The sequence below is a fragment of the Chromobacterium indicum genome (assembly GCF_039708975.1).
GTDB lineage: Bacteria > Pseudomonadota > Gammaproteobacteria > Burkholderiales > Chromobacteriaceae > Chromobacterium > Chromobacterium piscinae.
Genome location: NZ_JAYFSJ010000011.1, coordinates 23635 through 47575 on the forward strand (window position 1 = coordinate 23635; position 23941 = coordinate 47575).

General features: G+C 63.1%; 22 protein-coding genes. 13 read left to right on the forward strand and 9 right to left on the reverse strand.

Annotation, left to right across the window (positions count from 1 at the left end):
* Window positions 1-12 precede the first annotated feature (12 nt).
* The 4 genes from grxC to VA599_RS15735 all read left to right on the forward strand — a co-directional run bounded on the left by grxC (window position 13) and on the right by VA599_RS15735 (window position 2297).
* On the forward strand, window positions 13-270 hold the full coding sequence (gene grxC, locus VA599_RS15720; RefSeq protein WP_104946306.1) for a glutaredoxin 3: 258 nt from the start codon (window positions 13-15) through the stop codon (window positions 268-270).
* A 108-nt stretch (window positions 271-378) separates the two neighbouring features.
* Entirely contained in the window at window positions 379-831 is a 453-nt protein-coding gene (gene secB / locus VA599_RS15725; RefSeq protein ID WP_021478518.1) for a protein-export chaperone SecB, read from the forward strand.
* Between the two features lie 8 nt (window positions 832-839).
* Window positions 840-1283, forward strand: coding sequence for an SH3 domain-containing protein (locus VA599_RS15730; RefSeq protein WP_021478519.1), 444 nt, complete (start codon window positions 840-842; stop codon window positions 1281-1283).
* Window positions 1284-1292: 9 nt separating this feature from the next.
* Window positions 1293-2297, forward strand: coding sequence for an NAD(P)H-dependent glycerol-3-phosphate dehydrogenase (locus VA599_RS15735; RefSeq protein WP_346789428.1), 1005 nt, complete (start codon window positions 1293-1295; stop codon window positions 2295-2297).
* Window positions 2298-2355: 58 nt separating this feature from the next.
* On the opposite strand, the gene folE is transcribed toward VA599_RS15735, so the two are convergent.
* The 4 genes from folE to VA599_RS15755 form a co-directional block, all read right to left on the reverse strand.
* On the reverse strand, window positions 2356-2976 hold the full coding sequence (gene folE / locus VA599_RS15740) for a GTP cyclohydrolase I FolE (RefSeq protein ID WP_046157544.1): 621 nt from the start codon (window positions 2974-2976) through the stop codon (window positions 2356-2358).
* Between the two features lie 151 nt (window positions 2977-3127).
* Entirely contained in the window at window positions 3128-4852 is a 1725-nt protein-coding gene (locus tag VA599_RS15745; RefSeq protein ID WP_346789429.1) for a DUF4153 domain-containing protein, read from the reverse strand.
* Between the two features lie 55 nt (window positions 4853-4907).
* Complete coding sequence (locus tag VA599_RS15750) at window positions 4908-6089, reverse strand: FAD-dependent monooxygenase (RefSeq protein WP_346789430.1); 1182 nt, start codon at window positions 6087-6089, stop codon at window positions 4908-4910.
* Between the two features lie 45 nt (window positions 6090-6134).
* On the reverse strand, window positions 6135-7100 hold the full coding sequence (locus VA599_RS15755) for a LysR family transcriptional regulator (protein WP_021478524.1): 966 nt from the start codon (window positions 7098-7100) through the stop codon (window positions 6135-6137).
* Between the two features lie 1169 nt (window positions 7101-8269).
* Between VA599_RS15755 and VA599_RS15760 the strand changes: the two genes are divergently transcribed.
* On the forward strand, window positions 8270-9160 hold the full coding sequence (locus VA599_RS15760; protein ID WP_346789432.1) for an EamA family transporter: 891 nt from the start codon (window positions 8270-8272) through the stop codon (window positions 9158-9160).
* 37 nt (window positions 9161-9197) lie between these two features.
* The gene (locus tag VA599_RS15765) at window positions 9198-10541 is read left to right on the forward strand and encodes an aminotransferase class V-fold PLP-dependent enzyme (protein WP_346789433.1); all 1344 of its coding nucleotides are present in this window, start codon (window positions 9198-9200) and stop codon (window positions 10539-10541) included.
* Between the two features lie 91 nt (window positions 10542-10632).
* Here the strand turns inward: VA599_RS15765 and VA599_RS15770 are convergent, their stop codons facing one another.
* Window positions 10633-11079: a winged helix-turn-helix transcriptional regulator gene (locus VA599_RS15770; protein WP_031296826.1), complete on the reverse strand. Its 447-nt coding sequence runs from the start codon at window positions 11077-11079 to the stop codon at window positions 10633-10635.
* Window positions 11080-11228: 149 nt separating this feature from the next.
* Between VA599_RS15770 and VA599_RS15775 the strand changes: the two genes are divergently transcribed.
* The 3 genes from VA599_RS15775 to VA599_RS15785 all read left to right on the forward strand — a co-directional run bounded on the left by VA599_RS15775 (window position 11229) and on the right by VA599_RS15785 (window position 14622).
* Complete coding sequence (locus tag VA599_RS15775; RefSeq protein WP_104946313.1) at window positions 11229-12470, forward strand: MFS transporter; 1242 nt, start codon at window positions 11229-11231, stop codon at window positions 12468-12470.
* 116 nt (window positions 12471-12586) lie between these two features.
* Window positions 12587-13450, forward strand: a complete 864-nt coding sequence (locus tag VA599_RS15780) for a DMT family transporter (protein WP_021478530.1) — start codon at window positions 12587-12589, stop codon at window positions 13448-13450.
* 104 nt (window positions 13451-13554) lie between these two features.
* The gene (locus tag VA599_RS15785) at window positions 13555-14622 is read left to right on the forward strand and encodes a carbonic anhydrase (RefSeq protein WP_346789435.1); all 1068 of its coding nucleotides are present in this window, start codon (window positions 13555-13557) and stop codon (window positions 14620-14622) included.
* A 147-nt stretch (window positions 14623-14769) separates the two neighbouring features.
* Here the strand turns inward: VA599_RS15785 and VA599_RS15790 are convergent, their stop codons facing one another.
* Window positions 14770-15000 (reverse strand): hypothetical protein, encoded by a 231-nt coding sequence (locus VA599_RS15790; RefSeq protein ID WP_152526984.1) that lies wholly within the window; start codon window positions 14998-15000, stop codon window positions 14770-14772.
* Here VA599_RS15790 and adhE point away from each other — a divergent pair.
* Window positions 14987-17650: a bifunctional acetaldehyde-CoA/alcohol dehydrogenase gene (gene adhE / locus VA599_RS15795; protein ID WP_346789436.1), complete on the forward strand. Its 2664-nt coding sequence runs from the start codon at window positions 14987-14989 to the stop codon at window positions 17648-17650. The genes VA599_RS15790 and adhE overlap by 14 nt on opposite strands.
* A gap of 336 nt (window positions 17651-17986) precedes the next feature.
* Window positions 17987-19378, forward strand: coding sequence for an amino acid permease (locus VA599_RS15800; protein WP_346789437.1), 1392 nt, complete (start codon window positions 17987-17989; stop codon window positions 19376-19378).
* Between the two features lie 44 nt (window positions 19379-19422).
* Here the strand turns inward: VA599_RS15800 and VA599_RS15805 are convergent, their stop codons facing one another.
* Window positions 19423-20328 (reverse strand): LysR family transcriptional regulator, encoded by a 906-nt coding sequence (locus VA599_RS15805; protein ID WP_021478534.1) that lies wholly within the window; start codon window positions 20326-20328, stop codon window positions 19423-19425.
* A gap of 97 nt (window positions 20329-20425) precedes the next feature.
* Here VA599_RS15805 and VA599_RS15810 point away from each other — a divergent pair, with 97 nt between their 5' ends.
* Window positions 20426-21415 carry an aldo/keto reductase gene (locus tag VA599_RS15810; protein ID WP_346789438.1) on the forward strand — a complete coding sequence of 330 codons (990 nt, stop codon included), beginning with the start codon at window positions 20426-20428 and terminating at the stop codon, window positions 21413-21415.
* Window positions 21416-21425: 10 nt separating this feature from the next.
* Here the strand turns inward: VA599_RS15810 and VA599_RS15815 are convergent, their stop codons facing one another.
* A complete protein-coding gene (locus VA599_RS15815) occupies window positions 21426-21875 on the reverse strand; it encodes a hypothetical protein (protein ID WP_231178773.1) in 450 nt (149 codons plus the stop codon).
* Between the two features lie 340 nt (window positions 21876-22215).
* Between VA599_RS15815 and VA599_RS15820 the strand changes: the two genes are divergently transcribed.
* Window positions 22216-23415 carry a GGDEF domain-containing protein gene (locus tag VA599_RS15820; protein ID WP_346789440.1) on the forward strand — a complete coding sequence of 400 codons (1200 nt, stop codon included), beginning with the start codon at window positions 22216-22218 and terminating at the stop codon, window positions 23413-23415.
* Window positions 23416-23421: 6 nt separating this feature from the next.
* Here VA599_RS15820 and VA599_RS15825 read toward each other — a convergent pair whose 3' ends face one another.
* Complete coding sequence (locus tag VA599_RS15825) at window positions 23422-23937, reverse strand: DinB family protein (protein ID WP_346789441.1); 516 nt, start codon at window positions 23935-23937, stop codon at window positions 23422-23424.
* Window positions 23938-23941 lie beyond the last annotated feature (4 nt).

Sequence of the window (23941 nt, forward strand, 5' to 3'; positions counted from 1 at the left end):
CAGGCGAGAACCATGAAACCGGTAACCATGTACACCACCGCGGTCTGCCCCTACTGCGTGCGCGCCAAGCAACTCTTGGCCAGCAAGGGCGTCAGCGGAATCACCGAGATCCGCATCGACCTCGATCCGGACGCGCGCGACAAGATGATGGCGCTGACCGGCCGCCGCACCGTGCCGCAGATCTTCATCGGCGACACCCATGTCGGCGGCTGCGACGAGCTGGTGGCGCTGAACCATTCCGGCAAGCTGGACCCGCTGCTGGCGGACTGAGCGGCGGGGCTTTGCCGCGATTGGCCGCCGCGCGGCTTTCGTGCGATGATGCCCGCCGATGTACCCATAAAATTCTGCCGTCATGAGACGGTTTTTGCGAGAAAGAACATGAGCGAACAACAAGAGCTGCAACCGGCGTTTTCCATCGAAAAAATCTACGTGAAGGACATCTCGCTGGAGGTGCCGAACGCGCCGCAGGTGTTCCTGGAACAGGCTCAGCCGGAAATCGACATGCAGCTGGCCAGCGCCGGCCAACAGCTGGACGACGGCTATTTCGAAGTGACCCTGACCGTCACCGTGACCGCCAAACTGCCGGAAAAGAACATGTTCCTGTGCGAAGTGGCCCAGGCTGGCATCTTCCAGATCCGCAACATCCCGGGCGAAGACCTGGACCCGATCCTCGGCGTCGCCTGCCCGAACATCCTGTTCCCGTACGCCCGCGAGACCGTGTCCAGCGTGGTGAACCGCGCCGGCTTCCCGCCGGTGCTGCTGGCCCCGATCAACTTCGAAGCGCTGTACATGCAGCAGCGCGCGCAGCAAGCCGAAGCCGGCAACGCCTGAGGCCAGCCATGAAGCGTCTCGTTCTGCCGCTGTTGCTGGCGTCCGCGTTGGCGGCCCCGTCCGTCCATGCCCTGGAATTCCGTTCGGTCAAGGAAACCGGCGTCGCGCTGTACGAGGCGCCTTCGCTGAGCGCGAAAAAGCTGTTCGCGGTCAGCCGCTATTATCCGGTCGAGGTGCTGCAGAGCCAGAAAGAGTGGTCGCGCGTGCGCGACGCCACCGGCGGCATCGCCTGGATTCCGGCCGCGGCGCTGTCCAAGCAGCGCTGGCTGCTGGTGGTGTCGGCCCAGGCCGGCGTGCGTGACCGGGGCGCGGAGGACGGCAAGCTGCTGTTCACCGTGCCAAAGGACGGCGTGCTGGAGCTGCAGGAGGCCCCGCAGAACGGCTGGGCCAAAGTGCGCCACCGCGACGGCAGCGTCGGCTATGCTCGTATTACCGATCTCTGGGGCTTGTAAGGACCGCGGATGAAACTGGCGATACTCGGCGCCGGCGCATGGGGCAGCGCGCTGGCGATAGCTTTTGCCCGTCACCACCAGGTGACCTTGTGGGCGCGCGACGCTGAGCAGATCCGGCGGATGGACGCTGAGCGGGTCAACCAGCGTTACCTGCCCGACTGCCCGTTTCCGGAGCCGTTGACGCTGTCGTCGGATCTCGCGGCCGCTACGCGCGACGCGGAGCTGGCGCTGATCGTCACGCCGATGGCGGGGCTGCGGCCCACGCTGAAGTCTCTGATGGCGCTGGACGCGCCGTCGCCGCCCATCCTGTGGGCGTGCAAGGGCTTCGAGGCCGGCTCCAGCCTGCTGCCGCACCAGGTGGCGGAGGAGGAGCTGCCGGCCGATCATCTGTACGGCGCGCTGTCCGGCCCCAGCTTCGCCCGCGAGGTGGCGCAGGGCCTGCCGGCGGCGGCGGCCATCGCCTCCGACCACGCCGAGTTCGCCGCCAGCGTGGCGCGCGAACTGCACAGCCCGCTGCTGCGCCTGTACGCCAATGACGACCTCGTCGGCGTCGAGGTGGGGGGCGCGGTGAAGAACGTGATGGCGATCGCCACCGGCGTCGCCGACGGGCTGGATTTCGGCTTGAACGCGCGTGCGGCGCTGATTACCCGAGGGCTGGCTGAGATCACCCGGCTCGCGATGGCGCTCGGCGCCAGCCCGCAGACCATGATGGGCCTATCCGGCATGGGCGATCTGATCCTCACCTGCACCGGCGCGCTGTCGCGCAACCGCCAGGTGGGGCTGAAACTGGCCGAAGGCAAGCCGCTGCAGCAGGTGCTGGACGAACTGGGCCATGTGGCCGAGGGCGTGGCCACCGCGCGCGAGGTGCTGACCATGGCCGAGCGCTTGCAGGTGGACATGCCGATCACCGCCGCGGTGTGCGGCCTGCTGTACCAGGGGCACGATCCGCAACAGGTGGTGGACGGCCTGCTCAGGCGCTCGCCGAAGTCCGAATCCGGCGGCTTGCTGGATTAGGCGCGAAAGACATCTGGGCCGCTCCCCTCCGGGCAGCGGCCTTTTTCATGCCCGCCGCTCAGCGCTCGATCGCGCGCAGGAATTCGTTGCGGGCATTGGCGTCGGTTTCGAAATCGCCGGCGTAGCACTGGGTGATCACCCGTTCGTCGCCGCGCCGGTTTTCCCCCATCAACAGGCATAGCTGCTCGGCCTCGATCAGGCAGGCGGCGCCGCGCGCCCCGCCGTGCTCGACCAGGGTGCGGGAGATCTCGTGGGTGATCCATTCCTGGTAGGTGTAGCGGTGGCTGATGGCGTCCACCATCCGCGCGATGCGGCCGAAGCCGTGCAGCCGGCCGCCGGGCAGGTAGGCGACGTGGGCGACGCCGCGGAAGGGCAGCAGGTGGTGCGGGCACATGCCATGGACCGCCAGGCTGCGTATCACCACCATGTCGCGGCGGTCGTCGGCGAAGCCGCTGCCCAGCGCCTCGGCAGGGACGGTGTCGTAGCCGTCCAGCAGGCGTTTCTGCCACAGCTCGCGCACGCGCTGGGCGGTCTTGCCGGTGTGGATGGGGTCGATGGCGATGCCGCTGGCGGTCAGCATGTCGGCCACCGCTTTTTCGAAGGCGGCGGCATCGAAGGGCCGGACGCGGTCGAGCGGGCGCTGGCAGGCGGAGTGGTCGTGATCGTCGATGAAAGACATGGCGCGGCTCCATTGCGGTGGGACGGAGGGGCGGCCTGGCCCGGAGAAGGGGCGGCCGCCTGTGTTTGCATGGTATCGGTAGGCGGGCCGTCTTGACGATCGGATTCCGTCCGTTTATTTCGGTTTCTACGCGCGGCGCGGCGCGCTCCGCTTATTTTTTAGCGACTGGGCATTCCTGCGGCGCGTAGGGATAGCGCGGCCGCAGCCGCAGCCCTCCGGCGTCCAGGTCGGGCAACCGCGGGGGAACGGCTCGCGCCTGTCCCGCCGCCAGCGCTTCCAGCGGGGCCGGGCAGGCGGCGGGAAGGTCGTAGGTGGCGGCGAGCGTCCACAGGCCCTGGGCGTTGCGCTGGAACAGCGACAAGCGGGCGGCAAGCTTTTCCGCCAGCAGCACTTCCGGCTTGCCGCCGCCGCTGTAGTCGCCGGCATAGGCGTCGCATTCATTGCGGCCATCCAGCAGGCAGGACGGCAGTTCGCCGGTTCGCTTGGCGGCTTGCTTCCAGTCCTGGGCCAGGAAGCCGGCCGGCAACGGGACCGGGCCGCGCGGGCGGACCGCCTGGGCGGGAGGCTTGGGCTGGGGCTTGTCCTCGCTGAGCGCGTCGCCGGCCTTGAGGCGGACAGCGCCGTTCACGCCGGGATCGTTCTTCAGCCGCAGCAGGGCGGCATGGCCATAGCGCAGCCCGCGGTAGCGCAGGAAATCGAAGTCGAAGCGTTCGGCGGCCACGCGGCCGGCTTGCAGCCGGGACAGCTGGCTGGACACCGAGATCCGCGCCGGGTCGGCCAGCGGCGTCAGCACGGCGGCCAGCAGGGCGAGCGACAGCCAGGCGGCGCCGATATTGGCGCAGGCCACGCCGGCGAGCCCAGCCTGCCGACGCAAGGCCGCCCAGCCGTAACCGGCGGCGTAGCAGGCGCCGAGGATGACGAGGCTGGCGGCGAACACCCGGTCCGGCGACCAGCCGTACTGGCCGACGCGCAGCGTCAGCGCGTAGGCGGCCAGCGCCTGCAGCGGCGCGAGCAGCAGGCAGGCGGCGCGCAGGCTGAGCCGGATGACGCGACCGGGCTGCTCGCTGCCGTCCTGGTAGGCGGTGTTCAGCAGGAAGATCAGCAGCCCGCTCGCGCCCAGCAACAGCGCGGAGGCGTGGCCGGTCTTCCACAGGCTGTTCAGCCCGGTGAAAGGCAGCAGCGCGAGAAAGGCGCCGACCAGCAGGACAAGCAGGGGCAGCAGCCAGGACAGCAGGGTCAGCAGCAGGGAGCGCAGCCCTTGGATGATGCCCGGGCGGACATCGCTCAGATGCAGGCCGGCCGACAGCGCCAGCGTGCTGGCCGGTATCGCGAATTCGGCTTCGCCTATCAGCCGGCGCAGGCCGTCTATGCCCACCAGGGCGAACAGCTCGGCGCCCAGATTCAGGATCAGCCAGAACACGCCGACGAACAGGCCGGAGAACATCAGCTGCAGGCCAAGCTTCCAGGCGGTGTCGAAATAGGCGGGGTAGGACGCCCGCCAGCGCCGCTCGCTTTCGCCGGCCAGGATCAGCGGCCAGGCGATGAACAGCAGCATGGCGACGCCCAGAATCGCCAGCGCCCCCGGCATCAGGTCCGAGCGCGCGGCGTGCTCCAGCCCGACGCGCCAGCGGTCATGCGCGCCGACGACTGCTACGGCCAGGGCCAGTCCGGCCAGCCAGGCGGCCAGCCGGGAGGGGCGCAGCACGCCGAGTCCGGTCTGGCACAGCAGGGGCAGCGACGCGGCGGCGAGCAGCAGCGGCGAGAACAGCAGCGGGTGGAGGGATAGCCAGCCGCCATGGTCCGACGCGCGGTACAGCGCGTAAAGCGCGATCCCTTGCAGCAGGCCGATGGCGGCGCGAATGTGGAATGGGTTCATGAACATGCCGGGAGGGGAAAAAGTCTCCCGATCCTAGCATGAATGGAAAAATCGATCAGGCGCGCAGCCCCAGCGCGTAGCGTATCGCCTCGCGCTTCAGCGGGCCGGCCTTGTCCGCCAGCCTGAGCCCCAGGCCGCGCAGCAGGCGCAGCGGGCCGATATTGTTGGAAAAGCCGTAGCAGAACGCGTCCATGCCGGCCTGCATCGCCAGGTTGGCCGGTTTGCGCGCGCGCTGGTAGCGGGACAAGGTTTTGGCGCTGGCCCAGTCCTCTCCCTTGGCGCGGGCATCCAGAATGGTCCGGGCCAGCGCGGCGGCGTCCTGGAAGCCCAGGTTGACGCCCTGGCCGGCCAGCGGATGGATGGTGTGGGCGGCATCGCCGGCCAGCGCCACGCCGTCTTTGACATAGCATTGGGCATGGCGGCGGGTCAGGCCGAAGCTGCCGCGCGCGGTCAACTCCCGGATGCCGGGCAGCTTGCGCGGAAAAGCCTGGCTGACCGCGGCGATCAGCTCGTCGTCGCCCAATGTCAGCAAGCGCTTCACTTCTTCCGGCCGGTGGTACCACACCAGGGAGGCAGCGTCGCCGGTCAGCGGCAGGAAGGCCTGCGGGCCATTGGGGGTGAAGCGTTGCCAAGTGATGTCCTGCTGGCCGCCCTCCATCCGGCAGGACAGCACCAGCGCGTGCATCGGGTAATCCCAGCCGGTGACGCCGATTCCGGCGGCGTCGCGCACCTGCGAGCGGGCGCCGTCGGCGGCGATCAGCAGCCTGGCTTGCAGCCTGCTTCCATCGGACAGCGTCAGCTGGGAGGCTTGGGGGCGGTAGACGATTTCCGATACCACCGTCGGACAGCGGTAGTCGATGTCGCCCTTGTCCAGCAGCGCCCTGGTCGCGGCCAGTTGCACCACGCGGTTTTCCACGATGTGGCCCAGTTCCGCCACGCCGGCTTCGTCGGCGTCGAACAGCGTGCCTGCGGCCTCGTCGTCCTCCCATACCTGCATCCGGCGGTAGGGCGCGGCGCGCATCGCCAGCACCGGCTCCCAAGCGCCTATGGACTGCAGAAAGGCGGCGGAGGCCGGGCTGATCGCCGAGACCCGCAGATCGGGCGGCTGCTCCGGCGCGAACGGCGCGGGCGCCTCTCTTTCCAGCACGCAGACCGACAATCCCTGTCCGCTCAGCGCGGCGCCAAGCGCGCTGCCCACCATGCCGCCGCCGACGATGACGATGTCGCGATGTTCCATTGCATTCTCCTTGTCAGGCCGGCGCGGCGCCGGCGCGAATGGCGCTCATTCTGGCGATGGGGGCCGAATGCCGCTTTGGTCTGGATCAATGCCGGCCTCCAACAGCGCGCGCATGCGCGGCACCACGTGCTGGATGAAGGCCTCGTATTTGCGCGGCAGCGGGTGGCGGTAGGGGTAGACCAGGTAGACCGGCCAGCAGTCATGGCTCCAGCCCGGCAGCACCGGGGCCAGGCGTCCGCTTTTCAGATGCTCGCTGGCGACGTAGGCCGGCAGCAGCGCGACGCCGCTGCCGGCGATGGCGGCGGACAGCAGCGGGGCGTACTGGTGGCTGCTGAGCACAGGCTGAACCCGCACCTGCTTCTGCTGGCCGTCCTTTTCCAGCAGCCACTCCGGCGTGTCGCGCAGCTTGGGGCGGCTGGTGTCCAGCAGGATGCGATGCAGCGGCAGGTCGTCGGGCGTTTCGAGCGGCGGCGATTTGGCCAGATAGTCCGGCGAGGCGAACGCCCACTCGCGCACCAGCCCCAGCGGCTTGGCCACCAGCGCGTCGTCGTGGACGTTGCGGGTGCGGATGCAGAAATCCAGCCCTTCGGAGATCGGATCCTGCAGCCGGTTTTCCACCTGCAGCTTCAGTTGCAGGCCGGGATGCAGCACCGCCAGCTCGGCCAGGATGGGCGCGAGCAGGTATTGGGCGAAGGAGGTGATGGAGCTGATCACCAGCGGTCCACTGACCTCGCCGTCAGCCTCATTGATGTCTATCCGGGCCCGCTCCAGCAGGCAGCGCAACTCCCGGGCGTGAACGGCTAGCCGCTGGCCGGCTTCGGTCAGCGCCACGCGGCGGGTATTGCGCAGCACCAGCACTGTGCCGAATTGTTTCTCCAGCGCTTTCACCAGTTGGCTGACCCGGCTCTTGGTGCAGTCCAGCTCTTCGGCGGCGGCGGTGAAGCTGCCGCGGCGGACCAGCGCGTCGAAGGCAAGCAGCGCTTGGGAGTCGGGTAGGTAGTTTGTTCTCATTTCATGAACAGTTTGTCATGGGATATAGGATTTTTCAAATGAATCACATCCGATAGCATCGTAGTTGAGTAAAAAATTAAACAGTTGTGGAGGCGGAAATGTTTAGGAAAATCTTGAGAGCATACCGGGATTGGTGGTGGCAAGGGATTAGCGAACATGCCCGGCGAGTATGCCGCGATGAGAGCGAGGCTCTTGAGCGGATTCGGGGGCTTGGTGTCCGAAGGGCGCGCGATGCTGGCGAGCCATCCCGCGGAACATGCCGGCGCGATGATATTTAGGAGGGCGATGCGCGATTTGTCTGAATGATGTTTCAGACAGGCGATCGACGGGCGCCATGTGCAAGAGCTTGCGCAAGGGGCATCTCCGCTGCGTTCCGGGATGGGCTTGCCTCGGCGTCGCGGAGAATGAGACGGGCATTCATGGCCGTCTTGTTTTCGAGCGTCGGGGAAGGGATGGGCGGCAGTGGTTCCGATTAGATGGCTGGAGCCTCTGCCAGCCATTGCCGCGGGTTGAGCGAAAGCTTGCGAGTCTTATCGATGGATGCGAACCAGCGAGGGGCGGGCAGGCATTCGGCAGTCTTGGCCCGGACGCGGGGCCGCTGAGTGGGAGAGCGGCGGAATTGGGGGCAGATCTTCATGCGCTGCTCCGCCAGCGCTGGCTGGGCAGCGCTGTTCGCAAAAGACTTTGAACAGGCGCTTGGGCAATCGTGCTCGAATGATACGGAGGCATGCGCGTTTTCATGACTCTGGTTGCATTTTGATACCATAAATGTCATCATGATATCCATTTTGAATTAAATTCATATTGAGCAATTGGTCCTGCCAACGCTCGCGCTGCAGCTTGGACTCCAGCTAAAGAAAACTGGGCATGCCGATCCGGTAGGGTTCCATTGGTCCGCCTGTCCTATGGTTTGGAGACCATTATCATCATTGTCTGATTCATGCCAAGCCATATAAAAATATGAATTGGCAGCGAATTGGCCAGCGCTGCGGATTGAAATCATGCCTGTCGCAGCACTGAGTGTTCAGTTGAGGATGTTTCTATTTCGGGCCCCCGGATATTGGAAAACATATCCCTGCTAAGTAGAAGTTGGTTTGGTAATCAGAGGTTGAGATCGTTGCTCTACGCATAGTGCCAATCGCTTTTTAATACAATTGGGGTAACAGCCTATGAAGCTGAGTCATTTCTTTCTCGCCATATTCGTAATGGTCATTTGGGGGGTCAATTTTTCAGTAATAAAAATAGGCTTGTCCTCGGTGGATCCATTTGTGCTGGCTGGTTTGAGGTTCGCGTTGTGTGCGTTGCCTGCAGTCTTTTTTATCGAGCGGCCTTCTGTGCCATTAAAGTATATAGCACTGTATGGCTTGATTTTCGGAGTCGGATTGTGGGGTGCCGTTAATGTTGGTATTCAGGTGGGAATTTCCGCAGGCATTGCTTCTCTGATACTTCAATTTAGCGCTTTTTTTACCATGCTGCTTGGCGCCTGGGTTTTTAAAGAGCGTTTGTCTCCATATCAAATTTATGGCATGGGGATCGCATTGCTTGGCTTGGCGTTGATTATAGCGGTGACAGATGGCAGCGTGACTTATGCCGGGGTTGTACTGGTGGTCTTAGGAGCCGCATCATGGAGTGTGGCTAATGTTCTCGTAAAAAAAATAGCCGTGCGCCAAATTTTTGAGTTTTTGGTATGGTCCAGCTTATTTTCCCCTATTCCTTTATTTTTGATTTCATATTTTGAGCATGGCTGGGTTGGTTATGTGAGGCTTTTCAATCATTTTGATGGCAAAGCGCTGTTTTCAATTTTGTTTCAAGTCTATCCGACAACATTATTTGGTTACTGGGTATGGAATTCATTATTGAAAAAATATCCAGTTTCCACAGTAGCGCCGCTGTCATTGATGGTGCCGATTTTCGGCATGCTTGGTTCTATTGCTATATTCGGCGAAAGCGTAGGCACCGTTAAATTGGCGGCAATGGTTTTTATTTTGTTGGGACTGATTGTTGGACTTTATGGGCATCGAGTCCGAACGTATTTCGATTTTAAGATGCAGTCTCGGTAGGGAAAATTTTAACTAAATCTTTGTCAGGAGAGTGGTTTTGAATAGTCGGCGAAATTTTTTGATTAATTCGGCAAGCGCGACTTTGGCAGGCGCTGCCATAGGGTTTTCGGGCGCGGCTCAGGCTGGGACTGTGGCTCAATCTGTCGCGCGTGTCGCAGAGTTTAATCCTATGGATTGGGCATCAGTGCGCCAGCAGTTTTTACTGAATCCCGACTTGATACACTTGTCTAACTTTTTCCTGGCATCGCATCCGGCAAGTGTTCGAAATGCAATAGATAAGTACCGACGTGAGCTGGATTTGAATCCATACTCCTTCCTTGACGATAACATGTTTGCTCTTGAGCAGGACAAGCTTTGGCGTAGCGTGGCTGGCGCGGCGGCTGAATATGTTGGTGGCCGTCCGAATGAAATCGCATTGACTAGCAGCACGACAGTTGGATTGGCGCTAATTTATAATGGTTTACGATTGAAGCCTGAGCAGGAGATCTTGACTACCACTCATGAATTTTATCCTCATCATGAGTCTATGCGGTTGGCAGTAAATAAATGGGGTGGGCGCGTCCGAAAAGTTACCCTGTATGAGTCCAGCGCGAAAGCGTCCGGGCCTGAGATGGTGTCGCGTTTGGTCAAGGAGATAAAACCGCACACCAAGATTTTGGGCGTAACCTGGGTGCATTCCGGTACAGGCGTGGTATTGCCGATCAGAGAATTGGCGGCAGAAGTGGCCAAAATTAACCAGACTCGCGATGAGAACGACAGGCTATTGCTGATCGTTGACGGCGTGCATGGTTTTGGCGTGCTTGACGAGGATATCGCTTTGCAAGGCGGCGATTTCTTTTCCGCGGGAACGCATAAATGGATTTTGGGTCCGCATGGCAACGGGATTGTTTGGGCCAAGCCAGAAAATTGGGCTTTGGTGCAGCCAACCATTCCTTCGCTGATGGATCCGGAGCTAAGCACCGCATGGCGCGAGGAGAGGGCTCCGCATGGTCCTACCCAAGCGGCATGGGTGAGCCCGGGCGGTTTTTTTGCCTACGAAAATCAATGGGCTACGGTTGAGGCATTCCAGTTCCATCGACAAATCGGTAAGAAAAGGGTTGCGGATCGCATCCTGGATTTGAATGGCCAGCTTAAAGAGGGGTTGTCCAGGATGTCGCATGTGACTTTGCATACGCCTTTGAATAGAGATCTGTCTGCGGGCTTCGTGTGTTTCGAAGTCAACGGGGTGAGCCCAAAAGAAGTGGTGTCGCGTTTGAGGGAAAAGGCCGTGATTGCCAGCTCGACTCCCTATGGCAAGTCTTATGCGCGCTTTTCAGCAGGCATTGTCAATACGCCTGCGGAAATGGATCGCGCTTTGAGTTTAATCCGGGCCATGGCCTGAGCGGGCGCTGGCCGCAGAAGCATGATCTTTATCCCTTGAAGAGGGACATGCTTCTGCGGTGGTTTGGCATTTTAATCTTAGCATCGGATGTTTAGGCGATTTTCTTGACGGTAGTATCGTCTTTTTGCAGTTTTGCGCCATTTTCCGTCGCCAAGTGAATGGCACCTACTGGCTGGCGATTATGTTTGTAGATCAAACTGGAGTGATTTTCATCGCTCTTGTATAAATTGCACTCGCCCCATTGCCGATACATGACGATTATTGGGAATAAACCTTCTCCCTTTCGGGTCAGCACGTATTCCTGATAGGCCGTTCCATCAGATGCTGGAACCGTTTGAATGATGCCATTCTCTGTTAGCATTTTTAGACGATCAGCTAGTATGTTTTTGGCCATTCCTAGGTTGGATTGAAATTCTCCAAAACGGCGCAGACCATCAAATGCATCTCTGATGATCAGCAATGACCACCGATCGCCGATTATGTCGACTGCGCGCGCGACCGGGCATGGCGAGTCGGATAAGGTTTTCCGTCTGCTCATAAGCGTTACCTGTTGAATTTTTAGAATTGTATGTCGGTTGAAGTTTAGGAGTACAGGACTTTGAGCCAATTAGCCATTGTCTTGCACGATATGGACTGCTTATAATCAATTTGGTTTCAAAACAAAACCACAATGAGAGGTGGGTACTTATGAGTCATGATGGTGTGGCGGGCCTGAGCAAGCGCGCTGCCAGCGGGCTAAGCGTTTCGATAGTCTGGTTGCTGGCGATATGCTGCGCGGCCAGCGTCGCCAATGTCTACTATGCGCAGCCGCTTCTGGACGCGATCGCTGCCGATTTTGGCATTTCGCATGCGATGGTCGGCGGGGTGATTACCGCCACCCAGCTGGGGTGCGCGCTAGCGCTGTTCTTTGTGGTGCCGCTTGGCGATCTGCTGGACAGGAAGCGGCTGGTGACGCTGCAATTGGTGGCGCTGATGCTCGCGCTGGCGCTGGTATGCAGCGCGAACTCGCTGTGGCTGCTGCTTGCGGCCATGGTGGGGGTCGGAATGCTGGGCACCGCCATGACCCAGGGGCTGATCGCGTATTCGGCGGTGTTGGCGCCGCCTGAGCAGAGGGGGCGAGTGGTCGGCGCGGCGCAGAGCGGCGTGGTCATCGGCCTGCTGATGGCGCGCGTGCTGGCCGGTTTTGTCAGCGATGTGCTGGGGTGGCGGATGGTTTACCTGGTGTCGGCGCTTTTCGCGTTGCTGATGCTGTGCTTCCTGAGGCTATTGCTGCCCAATACGCCGCGCGCCGACACGGGCATCTCTTACCAGGCATTGCTGGGGTCCATGTTCACGCTGCTGTGGCGGGAAAAAGTATTGTGGATACGCGGAGTGCTGGCCATGCTGATGTTTGCCGCTTTCAGCACGTTCTGGAGCGCGCTGGTGCTGCCGCTGAGCGCTGCGCCGTATTCGATGACGCATACCGCGATCGGCGCATTCGGCTTGGTGGGCGTGATCGGTGCGCTGGCGGCTGCCAGGGCGGGGCATCTCACCGACAGAGGCCTGGGACAGAAGACCACTGCCTGGGCGTTGGCCTGCCTGCTGCTGTCTTGGCCCGCCATCGCCTTGATGGACTACAGCATATGGCTGCTGATCGTCGGCATCATCTTGCTGGACTTGGGCGGACAGGCCATACATGTGGTCAACCAAAGCATGATCTTGAGCTCGCGCTCGGATGCGCATAGCCGGCTGATCGGATGCTATATGCTGTTTTATTCGGTGGGCAGCGGCCTGGGGGCGATCGGGTCGACAGCCATGTATGCGCGCTGGAGCTGGCTGGGCGTATGCGGATTGGGGTTTGCCATCAGTTTGCTGGCCTTGCTCTTCTGGCGGCTGAGCATGAGCGCCATGCCAAGGCGCGCGCCGGCCTTCGCGCTGCAGGCGGATTAAGAGGACGACGCCCATCTTCCGGCGCGACGGGCATTCGACAGCTGTCCTCGTCTTCTGAAACAATGTCTCCCGCATAGGGCCGCGCAGACGGCCCGCCAACCGCATCGGGAGACATCTTGCCTTATCTCGCCCTGACGCTGGCCATGTTCCTGTGGTCCAGCGCCTTCATCGTTCTGAAATACGTATTCCAGTTCTACCATCCGCTGGCGGTGCTATTCGCGCGCATGGCCATCGCCACGCTGTGCCTGCTGCCGCTGGCGATGGGGGGGCGCATCGCCTGGCATTACCGCAAGGGCGACTGGCCGTGGCTGCTGGCGATGGGCCTGTGCGAGCCATGCCTGTACTTTTTGTTCGAGGCCAATGCGCTGATGCATACCAGCGCGTCGCAGGCCGGCGTGATCACCGCCACGTTGCCGATGATGATGGCGGTGGGCGCCGCCCTGTTCCTGCATGAGCGCCAGCCGCGGCAAGTGTGGCTGGGCATCGCGCTGTCTTTCGCCGGCGTGATCTGGCTGAGCATGGACAGCCAGGCCGGGCCGGGCGCGTCGGACCCGCTGTTGGGCAATGCGCTGGAGTTCTGCGCGATGATTTGCGCCAGCGGCTATGTGCTGATCGCCAAGCGCTTGTCGGTCCGTTATTCGCCGCTGGCGCTGACCGGCGTCCAGACGCTGGCCGGCTGCGCCTGGTTCGGCCTGGCGATGCTGACGCCGTGGGGCGTCTGGCCGGACAAGCTGCTGCTGGTCCCCAGCCTGTGGGTGCTGTACCTGGGCGCTGCGATCACGCTGGGCGCTTACGGGCTCTATACCTGGGCGGTGTCGCGGATTCCGGTGGCGCGCGCCGGCGCCTTCAACAATCTGATACCGGTGTTCACCGTCGCCATGGCTTGGCTGTTGCTGGACGAGAAATTGCAGGCCTGGCAGGGCGCGGCCGGGGCGCTGGTGTTCGCCGGCGTGTGGCTGAGCCAGCGGCGGCAGGCGTGAAAGGCGGCTGGCGGCTTTCCCCGCCATGGTCGATGATGCAGAATAGAAATGATTGTGAATGACGTAAGGAATCGAGCATGAGCCCACGGCTGATCGGATCTTGCATGATGTTGCCGTTGCTGCTGAGCCTGCAGCCGGCCTGGGCCGACGACGCGTCCGGCAACCAGGTGCAGCAGGTGATCAAGCTGCCGCTGAAGCTGAACAAGCCTCCGCAGGCCGCGGAGCACGGCGCCGCGCCGGCCGCGAAGCCGGCCGCCGAAGCGAAACCGGCTGAAGGCAAGCCGGAAGGTAAGCCGGAAGGTAAGCCTGCGGAAGGCAAGCCGTCTGAGGCCGCCAAGCCGGCGGCGGAAGCGGCGAAGAAGGCGGAGCCGGCCAAGGCCGCGCCGGAGAAAATGGAACCCGGCGTGCCGATGGCCAAGCCGCCGACGCGCGATCTGAGCCAGCCCAGCCCGGAAGTGCGGGCGCCGGGCGGCAAGCCGCGGGCCGCGCATCGGGTGAAGCCGCGACGCCCGGCCAAGCATGTCGAGAAGGCGGCCGGCGAAGCCGGACAGGTCAAGGGCGTGGTCGGCAGCATCCTCAAGGCCAACAGCGCGTATATCGCCAAGCATTCGCCGGGCTATCTGGCCAAGCTGGGAGGACGCGCCGCGCCCAGGGCGACGGTGGTCGCCTGTTCCAGTCCCGGCGGCAATGTGGGCATGCTGGGCGGGGAGGCCGACGCCGACCTGTTCGTGATCAGCAATCTGGGCAACCAGCTGGCCAGCTCCGAAGGATCGATAGAGTACGGCGTGCGCGACCTGCGCACCCCGCTGCTGATGTTCGTCAGCCATACCGGCTGCGGCGCGATCAAGGCGGCGGCCGGCGACTACAGCAATCTGGGGCCGGCGGTGCAGAAGGAGCTGGACAATATCGAGATTCCCAAGGGAATCGACGCCACCAACGGCGCGCTGATCAACATCAACAACCAGGTGGAGGGCGCCATCCTGAAGTTCTCCGGCGAGGTGGAGGCGGGCAGGCTGGCGGTGCTGGGCGGCTATTACGACTTCAACAACGATCTGAAGCAAGGCCGCGGCAAGCTGGTGATCACCAACATCAACGGCGAGACCGATCCGGCGCGCATCCGCGAGCTGACGCGCAGCGGCCGCTACTTCCACTACGGCTTCATGGGGCGTTGAGCCCGCTCTGGTAGCATGCCTGTTACAACGGTCTATTCCGGGACCATCAAAAGAGCGCCTAAGCGGCGCTCTTTTTGCGGGAAAAGCGGAAATTGTTTGGCCATGCGCAAAAACGAATATCCGAAAACGGATTAGGATAGTCGTGAATCAAGCGAGCCAGCGGCGATGCGCGATGAACTCACTGAATTTCATCAGGGTATCGCGTTTCGGATGTAATGGCTCCGCTACAAAGGGTTGGATGGCGTCGTCATCGCGTGGCGGTGGCGGATAGGGTTTTGGCTGATATTTTTTCGAATTCGAAAATTTAACAGCAAAAACGAAAATCAAGCGCTCGGCAATTTCATTTGGTTCTTGGAGAGACAAAATGGCAGTCAGCAATCAGATCGAACTCGACGCCCTGGTGGCCCGCGTCAAGAAGGCGCAGGCGGCGTTCGCGCAGTTCACGCAGGAGCAGGTGGACCACATCTTCCGCAGCGCGGCGCTGGCCGCCGCCGACGCCCGCATCCCGCTGGCGCGGATGGCCGTTTCCGAAACCGGCATGGGCGTGATGGAAGACAAGGTGATCAAGAACCACTTCGCCTCCGAGTACATCTACAACAAGTACAAGGATGAGAAGACCTGCGGCGTGCTGTCCGAGGACGACACCTTCGGCACCATCACCATCGCCGAGCCCATCGGCGTGCTGTGCGGCATCGTCCCTACCACCAACCCGACCTCCACCGCCATCTTCAAGGCGCTGATCTCGCTGAAAACCCGCAACGGCATCATCTTCTCGCCGCACCCGCGTGCGCGCCGCTCCACCTGCGAAGCCGCCCGGCTGGTGCTGGAGGCCGCCGTCGCCGCCGGCGCGCCGCAAGACATCATAGGCTGGATCGACGAGCCGTCGGTGGCGCTGTCCAACCAGCTGATGCACCACCCCGACGTCAACCTGATCCTGGCCACCGGCGGCCCGGGCATGGTCAAGGCCGCTTATTCCTCCGGCAAGCCCGCAATCGGCGTCGGCGCCGGCAACACTCCGGCGGTGATAGACGAAACCGCCGACATCAAGCGCGCCGTCGCCTCCATCCTGATGTCCAAAACCTTCGACAACGGCGTGGTGTGCGCGTCCGAGCAATCGGTGATCATCGTCGATGAAATCTACGACGCGGTGCGCGATCGCTTCTCCAAGCACGGCGGCTACATTCTGTCCAAGAGCGAAGCCGAGGCGGTGCGCAAGGTGATTCTGCAGGATGGCAGCCTGAACGCCGCCATCGTCGGCCAGAGCGCGGCCAAGATCGCCGCGATGGCCGGCATCGAAGTGCCGCCGACCACCAAGGTGCTGATCGGCGAGGTGACCGAAGTGTCGGAGAAGGAAGCCTTCGCCCACGAAAAACTGTCGCCCACGCTGGCGATGTATCGCGCCAAGAACTTCCTCGACGCCTGCGACAAGGCCGCCGCGCTGGTGGTCATGGGCGGCATCGGCCACACCTCGGCGCTGTACACCGATCAGGATCTGCAAGAAGAGCGCGTGCGCTACTTCGGCGACAAGATGAAGACCGCCCGCATCCTGATCAACACCCCGTCGTCGCAAGGCGGCATCGGCGACCTGTACAACTTCAGCCTGGCGCCGTCGCTGACGCTGGGCTGCGGCTCCTGGGGCGGCAACTCCATTTCGGAGAACGTCGGCCCCAAACACCTGATCAACAAGAAAACCGTCGCCAAGAGGGCTGAGAACATGCTGTGGCACAAGCTGCCGAAGTCCATCTACTTCCGCCGCGGCTGCCTGCCGGTGGCGCTGGAAGATCTGGCCGGCAAGAAACGCTGCCTGATCGTCACCGGCCAGTATCTGTTCGAGAACGGCTTCGTCGACGAGCCGATCCGCCTGCTGAAGAAGATGGGCCTGGAAGTGGAAACCTTCTTCGAGGTGCCGGCCGATCCGACGCTGGCGGTGGTGCGCAAGGGCACCGACCTGGCCCACGCCTTCAAGCCGGACGTGATCATGGCGATAGGCGGCGGCTCGCCGATGGACGCGGCCAAGATCATGTGGGTGATGTACGAGCATCCGGAAGCCCACTTCGCCGACCTGGCGCTGCGCTTCATGGACATCCGCAAGCGCATCTACCAGTTCCCGAAACTGGGCCAAAAAGCGATGATGGTGGCGGTGCCCACCACCTCCGGCACCGGCTCGGAAGTGACGCCGTTCGCGGTGGTCACCGATGAGACGACCGGCGTGAAATACCCGATCGCCGACTACGAGCTGACCCCGAACATGGCCATCGTCGACGCCAACCTGGTGATGAACATGCCCAAGTCGCTGACCGCCTTCGGCGGCATCGACGCGGTGACCCACGCGCTGGAAGCCTATGTGTCGGTGATGGCCAACGAGTATTCCGACCCGCAGGCGCTGCAAGCGCTGAAGCTGCTGAAAGAATACCTGCCGTCGTCCTACCTGAACGGCGCCAAGGACCCGAAAGCGCGCGAACAGGTGCACAACGCCGCCACCATCGCCGGTATCGCCTTCGCCAACGCCTTCCTCGGCGTCTGCCACTCGATGGCGCACAAGATCGGCGCCGAGTTCGGCCTGGCGCACGGCCTGGCCAACGCGCTGCTGATCAGCAACGTGATCCGCTACAACGCCGCCGATGTGCCGACCAAGCAGACCGCCTTCAGCCAGTACGACCGGCCGAAGAGCGTGGCGCGCTACGCCGAGATCGCCCGCCATCTGGGCCTGGAGGCCAGCCGCGACCACCAGCGCGTCGAGAAGCTGATCGAGTGGGTGGATGAGCTGAAGCAGACGCTGGGCATCCCGGCGTCGATCCAGGCCGCCGGCGTCGCCGAATCGGACTTCTTGGCCAAGCTGGACGAAGTGGCCGAAGCCGCCTTCGACGACCAGTGCACCGGCGCCAACCCGCGCTACCCGCTGATCAGCGAGCTGAGGCAGCTGCTGCTGGACAGCTACTACGGCCGCCCGTACAAGGAGGTCTGGGAGCGGGAGGAGGCTGTGGTCGAGGACAAGCCGGCCAAAGGCAAGTCCAAAGCCAAGGCCTGAAGCGGCTTGTAGCCGAATCGTGATCGAAGCCCGGATGAGAGTCCGGGCTTTTTTGCGTCCGCGGCATCGGGCGCGCGTCATTCATCTTGACGCGTTGGATGGATAGCTTGGCTTTTTGTGTGCTTGAAAATGTTGAATCAAGGTTTTAATGTGCTCGATTATTCATATCGATATGAATATATGTAAAATGGTTTGTCATTGACCGGCAAAAAATAAGCCGCAACAGAATGCCTGAGCGCAGGCTGTGCCCTGGGCACGGCCAACGCACGACCAGGCGCTCTGTCCGCGGCGGCAAAACGACAGCCGGGACTTCAACGCTTACACAAGGAGCATTGCATGCCAGGAGAACAACAGACCCTGCACCGCGGGCTGGAGGAGAGGCATATCAACCTGATGGCGCTGGGCGCGACGATAGGCGTCGGCCTGTTCCTCGGGTCCGCCACCGCGATCAAGATGGCCGGCCCGGCCATCATGCTGGCCTACGGCATCGGCGGCCTCGCCATTTTCATGATCATGCGCGCGCTGGGCGAAATGGCCATCCACAATCCGGTGGCCGGCTCGTTCAGCCGCTACGCGCAAGACTACCTCGGCCCCTTGGCCGGCTACCTCACCGGCTGGAACTACTGGTTCCTGTGGCTGGTGACCTGCATGGCGGAAATCACCGCCGTCGGCGTCTACATGGGCATCTGGTTCCCGGATGTGCCGTCCTGGTACTGGGCGCTGGCGGCGATGCTGGCGATGGGCTGCGTCAATTTCATCGCGGTGAAGGCCTACGGCGAGTTCGAATTCTGGTTCGCGCTGATCAAGATCGTCACCATCGTGCTGATGATCATCGGCGGCTTCGCGATGATTCTGTTCGGCTTCGGCAACCATGGCGTGGCCACCGGCATCTCCAATCTGTGGGCGCACGGCGGCTTCATGCCCAACGGCTTTTCCGGCGTGCTGATGTCGCTGCAGATGGTGATGTTCGCCTACCTGGGCGTGGAAATGCTGGGCCTGACCGCCGGCGAGGCGAAGAATCCGAAGAAGGCGCTGGCGCGCGCGGTGGATTCGGTGTTCTGGCGCATTCTGATCTTCTACGTCGGCGCGCTGTTCGTGATCCTGTCCATCTACCCGTGGAACGAGCTGGGCACCCGCGGCAGCCCCTTCGTGCTGACTTTCGAGAGCATGGGCATTCCAGCCGCCGCCGGCATCATCAACTTCGTGGTGCTGACCGCCGCGCTGTCCTCGTGCAACAGCGGCATCTTCAGCACCGGCCGCATGCTGTTCAATCTGGCCGAGCAGAAGCAGGCCTTGCCCGTGTTCGCGCGCGTTTCCCAAAGCGGCGTGCCGGTGCCGGCGCTGCTGATGTCGGTGGCCGCGCTGCTGCTCGGCGTGCTGCTGAACTACTTGGCGCCGAAGGAGGTGTTCACCTGGCTGACGGCGATCTCCACTTTCGGCGCGGTATGGACCTGGTTGATCATCCTGCTGGCGCAGCTGCGGTTCCGCCGCTCGCTGTCGGCCAAGGAACTGGCATCCATCAGCCACCGCATGCCGCTGTGGCCGTACGGCTCCTACCTGACGCTGGGTTTCCTGGCGCTGGTGATAGGCCTGATGGCTTATTTCCCGGACACCCGCGTCGCGCTGATCGTCGGCCCCGGCTGGCTGGTGTTTCTGGTGGCGGCCTATTATCTGCTGGGCTACCACAAGCAGGACGCCGCCTGGCGTCTGGCGCGGCAGTCGCGCTGAGCCCGCGCCGGTTATTTCTTCCCGCCCGCCGCCAGGCGGGTTTTTTACGCCTGCGGCAGGCCGGCGCGTTCGCGCAGGAAGGCGATCAGCGCCCTGAGCTTGGCCGGCTGCCGCGGCCGGTGCGGGTAGTACAGGTACAGCGCCTCGGCCGGCGGCATGTGATGGTCCAGCACCACGGCCAGCCTGCCTTCGGCGACCCAGGGCGCGATCAGCGGCTCGGCCAGGTAAGCGAGGCCGGCGCCCTCCAGCGCCGCATGCAGCAGCGCCATATTGTCGTTGGCGATCAAGGGGCCATCGACCGCCAATTGCAGCGCTTGGCCGCCGGCGGCGAACTGCCAGCGGTATTGCCCGCCGCCGCCGAAGCGATAGCCCAGGCAGTCGTGGCCGAGCAGGTCTTGGGGCGTTTTGGGGGCGCCGCGGCGGCGCAGATAGTCGGGCGAGGCGGCGACGACGAAGCGCAGCGGCTGGCTGACCGGCAGCGCCTGCATGCCGGCCTGCAATGCTTCGCCGAAGCGGACGCCGGCGTCGAAGCGCTGGGCGACGATGTCGACCAGGCCGTTGTTGACGTCCAGCTCCAGCCGCAGCTTGGGATGCCGGGCGGCGAAATCGGCCAACGCCGGATAGAACAGCAACTGGGCGGCGGTGTGGGGCAGGGTGACGCGCAGCTGGCCGGCCGGCTGGCCGCGGCTCTGCCGGGTTTCCTCCAGCACCGCGGCGATTTCGTCCAGCGCCGGCGACAACCGCGCCAGCAGCGCCTCGCCGGCCTCGGTCGGCGCCACCTGGCGCGTGGTGCGCGTCAGCAGCGGCACGCCCAGAGCCTCCTCCAATTGGCGTAGGCTCTGGCTTAAGGCCGAGGCGCTGACGCCCAGCTCCGCGCCGGCGCGGGTGAAGCTGCGGTGACGGGCGATGGCGCGGAAAGCCTGCAGCGCGTCATGTGGAATTCTCGACATTGTGAAGCCTGGCTAAATAATGTTTGTCATTTTGAGCCATTTATCGGCCCATCGCCATCTTCTATGCTGACGTCCATTCACCACAGGAGAGAATACGATGCAAAAACGCACGCTGGGCCGCAATGGCCCGCAGGTTTCCGCGCTGGGTCTGGGCTGCATGGGCATGAGCGCTTTCTACGGCCCGCGCGACGACGCCGAATCGCTAGCGACGCTGGATGCCGCGCTGGACCTGGGCGTCAACTTTCTGGACACCGCCGACATGTACGGCCCGCACAGCAACGAGCGGCTGCTGGCCAGGCTGCTGGCGCGCCGCCGCGGCGAAGTGGTGCTGGCCACCAAGTTCGGCATCGTGCTCGATCCGGACAATCCCGCCCGGCGAGGCGTCAACGGCCATCCCGATTACGTGCGCAGCAGTTGCGAAGGCAGCCTGAAGCGGCTGGGGATCGACTGCATCGACCTCTACTACCTGCACCGCGTCGATCCGCTGGTGCCGATAGAAGAAACCGTGGGGGCGATGGCGGAGCTGGTCCAGGCCGGCAAGGTGCGTTATCTGGGCTTGTCGGAGGCCTCCGCCGACACGCTGCGACGCGCCGCCGCCGTCCATCCCATCCATGCGCTGCAGAGCGAGTATTCGCTGTGGACGCGCGATCCGGAAGACGACGTGTTGGCCGCCTGCCGCGAGGTGGGCGCCGGCTTTGTCGCCTACAGCCCGCTGGGACGGGGCTTCCTGACCGGAGCGATCAAGAGCCCGGACGATTTCGCCGCCGACGACTTCCGCCGCGGCAACCCGCGCTTCCAGGGCGAGAATTTCCAGCGCAATCTGCAGCTGGTGGACAAGGTGAGGGAGCTGGCCGCGGCCAAGGGCTGCAGCCCGGCGCAACTGGCGCTGGCCTGGCTGCTGGCGCAGGGGCAAGACATCGTCGCCATCCCCGGCGCGCGCAAGCAGGCGAACCTGCGCGACAACCTGGGCGCGGCGGAGGTGGCGCTGAGCGCCGACGATCTGGCCGCGCTGGACGCGGCGTTCGCCGGCAGCAAGGTCAGCGGCTTGCGCTACGCCGCCGAGGTGATGTCCATGGTCAATCGCTGAACCGGGCGATTCAGCGCAGCTGATGGGGCGGCAAGGCAGGCAGCATGTGCATCGGTATCGCTTGTTTCCGGCCTGTTTGGGGGTCTATCGTCAGGCCGGGCGTGAACGGCATGCCATGCTGCCAGCCGCGAGACGGTTGGTAACCCTGTTGCGGTTGCAGGTGGAGAGGGCTTGTCTGATTGAGCGTATGGCCTATCGAGAAGCTGTCCGGCTGCATCGGATTGCCGCGGGAGCCGGAGAAGGCGGGAGGACGCACCTCGATCAAGGGGCTGTCGAGATCACCCAGGCTCACCCGGGGCTGGACATTCAGCGGCTTGGGCTTCTTGTCCGCCTTGAGCGGTTTGATGCGTGGCGTCGGCGCGATGGCCGGCTTGGACGCGAAATCGTATGAGGGAAGCGTGCTGGCCGCCAGCGACGCTTGGGAAAGCGCCAATGGCAGCAGGAAGGCGTGTAGGCGCATTTTGATTCCTGCCAGAAGGGGCCGCGCGAGGCAGACCCGGTGTTGCGTGGGCTTGATGGCTGGCGCGTCGGCGAAGCCGGACGCGTGGCTGACTGGGACAGAGACGGCGGGATTGGCCGCTCTGAAAGATAGAGTATTCTATCTAAGTTGAGAGGGATGGGCAAGAAACTAGACTGTCTGTACGTTGCGGGCGCGTCCGGGCAAGTCTAGGATGATGCGAAGGGCATGGGCGATGGCATGGCGCAAGTAAAATTCTGCTATGGTATCGCCAGCTCGCGGCAGGCGGTTCCAATTTGGGTTCGCGCGCGCCGGTTTTTCGTCGACTAGACATTTGTTTTTCATGCCCAGCCCAATCATACCAAGCATTCTGGATTTCAAGACCACCCTGCTCAGCACCACCGGCTACACCGCCATGCTGACCCTGGTGGTGCTGATGTTCTGGCTTTACAACCGGAACGAAAGAGCGTTGCTCATGCTGGGCATCGCCGGATGCATCGCCGCCTGCGGCACCCTGATAGCCTATCTTCCCCTGCCTATTCCAGCCTGGCCCAATCTGGTTCTGGATACCTTTTTGCTGCTGCTGTACCACCCGCTGGCCGTGGTCGCCACCCGCCAGTTGCTGGGCCTGCGCAACGATTGGCGCTTCCACCTGGCCATGCTGACCATCATCATGCTGTGCTTCGTATTCTGGGCCGGGCCCGGCAGTTACACGCGGCGGGTGGGAGTCACCGCGTGCGCGCATATCTTGTACTGGTCGATGATCGTCGCGCTGCTGTATCGCGGGAGGCAGTGGCGCACCATGATGGGTTACCGGCTGGGGCTTGGCCTGGCGGCGCTGACGATAGGGGTCGCGTTGTTTCGGCTGGCCATGTCCTGGCTGGAAAAAGGGAGCAATTTTTCCAGCGTGAATCAACTGCTGGTCATGTTTACCTCGCTCAGCCTGTTCTGGCTGACGTTCTGCTACAGCCTGAGCCTATTGTTCATCAGCTACGAGCGTCTGTTGCTGCAGGTACGCCAGCAGGCGCAGCAGGATGGCTTGACGCAGCTGTACAACCATCGGACCTTTCACGAACAGGCCGCCGCCATGTTTTCACGATCGCGGCAGCGCGGGCAGGCGCTGGCTCTGCTGTTGATCGACCTAGACCACTTCAAGGAGGTCAACGATCGCTACGGCCATCAGGTGGGGGACGAGGTATTGCGCCAACTGGCCGATTGCCTGCGGGCGGAGTCGCGCCAGGAAGATGTGCTGGGACGCCACGGCGGCGAGGAGTTCGTGGTGATGCTGCCGCTGGCCAGCCGGGTGGAGGCTTGCAATGTGGCGGATCGTCTGCGCCTGGCCATCGCCAATTTGCAGCCCCGCGTGGGGGAGTTGCAATTGTCGATCAGCGCCAGCATAGGCGTGGCCTGCCTGAGGCCGCCGGAGCACGAGAATCTGGCCAGCTTGTTCCTGGAGGCCGACCTGCTGCTGTACCAGGCCAAGCGCAAGGGCCGGAACCGGGTGGAGATAGAACGCGAGCCGGAGCCGGAGGCGCAGCACTAGCGCGCGCTATCGGCCGCCTTCCTCCCTGTGGGCGTCCCGCAGGTAAACTGGCAGATCGGTCGTCGGCGGCGTGGCCGGCACCTGGTACAGCATGTCGGCGACGAATCCGCGGTGGTAGTTCTTGTGGTTGACGATGTGCAGCAGCATGTCGCCGCGCCGCATGCTGCCGCGGCCGCCGTCGACGAAGGCGAAGTCCACTACCTCCTCATGCGCGGCCGGGTCCAGACCGTCGGCGTAATCGACATACCAGCGGTCCAGTTCAGCCTGCGCCCGCGCGAGTTCCGCCAGGCTGGGGGTGTCCGCGGTGTTGCGGCCGCTGTAGCCGTGGGGCCGCGCCAGCAGATGGCCCTGCCAGATACGGTCCACCACCAGATTGTGGTTCAAGGTGGACAGGATGCTGCCGAACACCGTGGCGCGGGGTTTGAGCAGTTCCTCTTCCGGCAGCGCAGCCAGAACGTCGAACAGACGCCGGTTGGCCCAGGCGCCGTAGCGGGTGAGCATGCGGATATCGCGTAATGACATTTCA

Bases quoted from the DNA above. Each gene is read 5' to 3' on its own strand.
- VA599_RS15805 (WP_021478534.1), bottom strand. From the start codon at position 20,328: ATGTCGAGAATTCCACATGACGCGCTGCAGGCTTTCCGCGCCATCGCC.
- VA599_RS15755 (WP_021478524.1), bottom strand. From the start codon at position 7,100: ATGAGAACAAACTACCTACCCGACTCCCAAGCGCTGCTTGCCTTCGAC.
- VA599_RS15750 (WP_346789430.1), bottom strand. From the start codon at position 6,089: ATGGAACATCGCGACATCGTCATCGTCGGCGGCGGCATGGTGGGCAGC.
- VA599_RS15815 (WP_231178773.1), bottom strand. From the start codon at position 21,875: ATGCGCCTACACGCCTTCCTGCTGCCATTGGCGCTTTCCCAAGCGTCG.
- VA599_RS15760 (WP_346789432.1), top strand. From the start codon at position 8,270: ATGAAGCTGAGTCATTTCTTTCTCGCCATATTCGTAATGGTCATTTGG.
- secB (WP_021478518.1), top strand. From the start codon at position 379: ATGAGCGAACAACAAGAGCTGCAACCGGCGTTTTCCATCGAAAAAATC.
- VA599_RS15735 (WP_346789428.1), top strand. From the start codon at position 1,293: ATGAAACTGGCGATACTCGGCGCCGGCGCATGGGGCAGCGCGCTGGCG.
- folE (WP_046157544.1), bottom strand. From the start codon at position 2,976: ATGTCTTTCATCGACGATCACGACCACTCCGCCTGCCAGCGCCCGCTC.
- VA599_RS15785 (WP_346789435.1), top strand. From the start codon at position 13,555: ATGATGTTGCCGTTGCTGCTGAGCCTGCAGCCGGCCTGGGCCGACGAC.
- adhE (WP_346789436.1), top strand. From the start codon at position 14,987: ATGGCAGTCAGCAATCAGATCGAACTCGACGCCCTGGTGGCCCGCGTC.
- VA599_RS15810 (WP_346789438.1), top strand. From the start codon at position 20,426: ATGCAAAAACGCACGCTGGGCCGCAATGGCCCGCAGGTTTCCGCGCTG.
- VA599_RS15800 (WP_346789437.1), top strand. From the start codon at position 17,987: ATGCCAGGAGAACAACAGACCCTGCACCGCGGGCTGGAGGAGAGGCAT.
- VA599_RS15775 (WP_104946313.1), top strand. From the start codon at position 11,229: ATGAGTCATGATGGTGTGGCGGGCCTGAGCAAGCGCGCTGCCAGCGGG.
- VA599_RS15770 (WP_031296826.1), bottom strand. From the start codon at position 11,079: ATGAGCAGACGGAAAACCTTATCCGACTCGCCATGCCCGGTCGCGCGC.
- VA599_RS15745 (WP_346789429.1), bottom strand. From the start codon at position 4,852: ATGAACCCATTCCACATTCGCGCCGCCATCGGCCTGCTGCAAGGGATC.
- VA599_RS15825 (WP_346789441.1), bottom strand. From the start codon at position 23,937: ATGTCATTACGCGATATCCGCATGCTCACCCGCTACGGCGCCTGGGCC.
- grxC (WP_104946306.1), top strand. From the start codon at position 13: ATGAAACCGGTAACCATGTACACCACCGCGGTCTGCCCCTACTGCGTG.
- VA599_RS15730 (WP_021478519.1), top strand. From the start codon at position 840: ATGAAGCGTCTCGTTCTGCCGCTGTTGCTGGCGTCCGCGTTGGCGGCC.
- VA599_RS15820 (WP_346789440.1), top strand. From the start codon at position 22,216: ATGCCCAGCCCAATCATACCAAGCATTCTGGATTTCAAGACCACCCTG.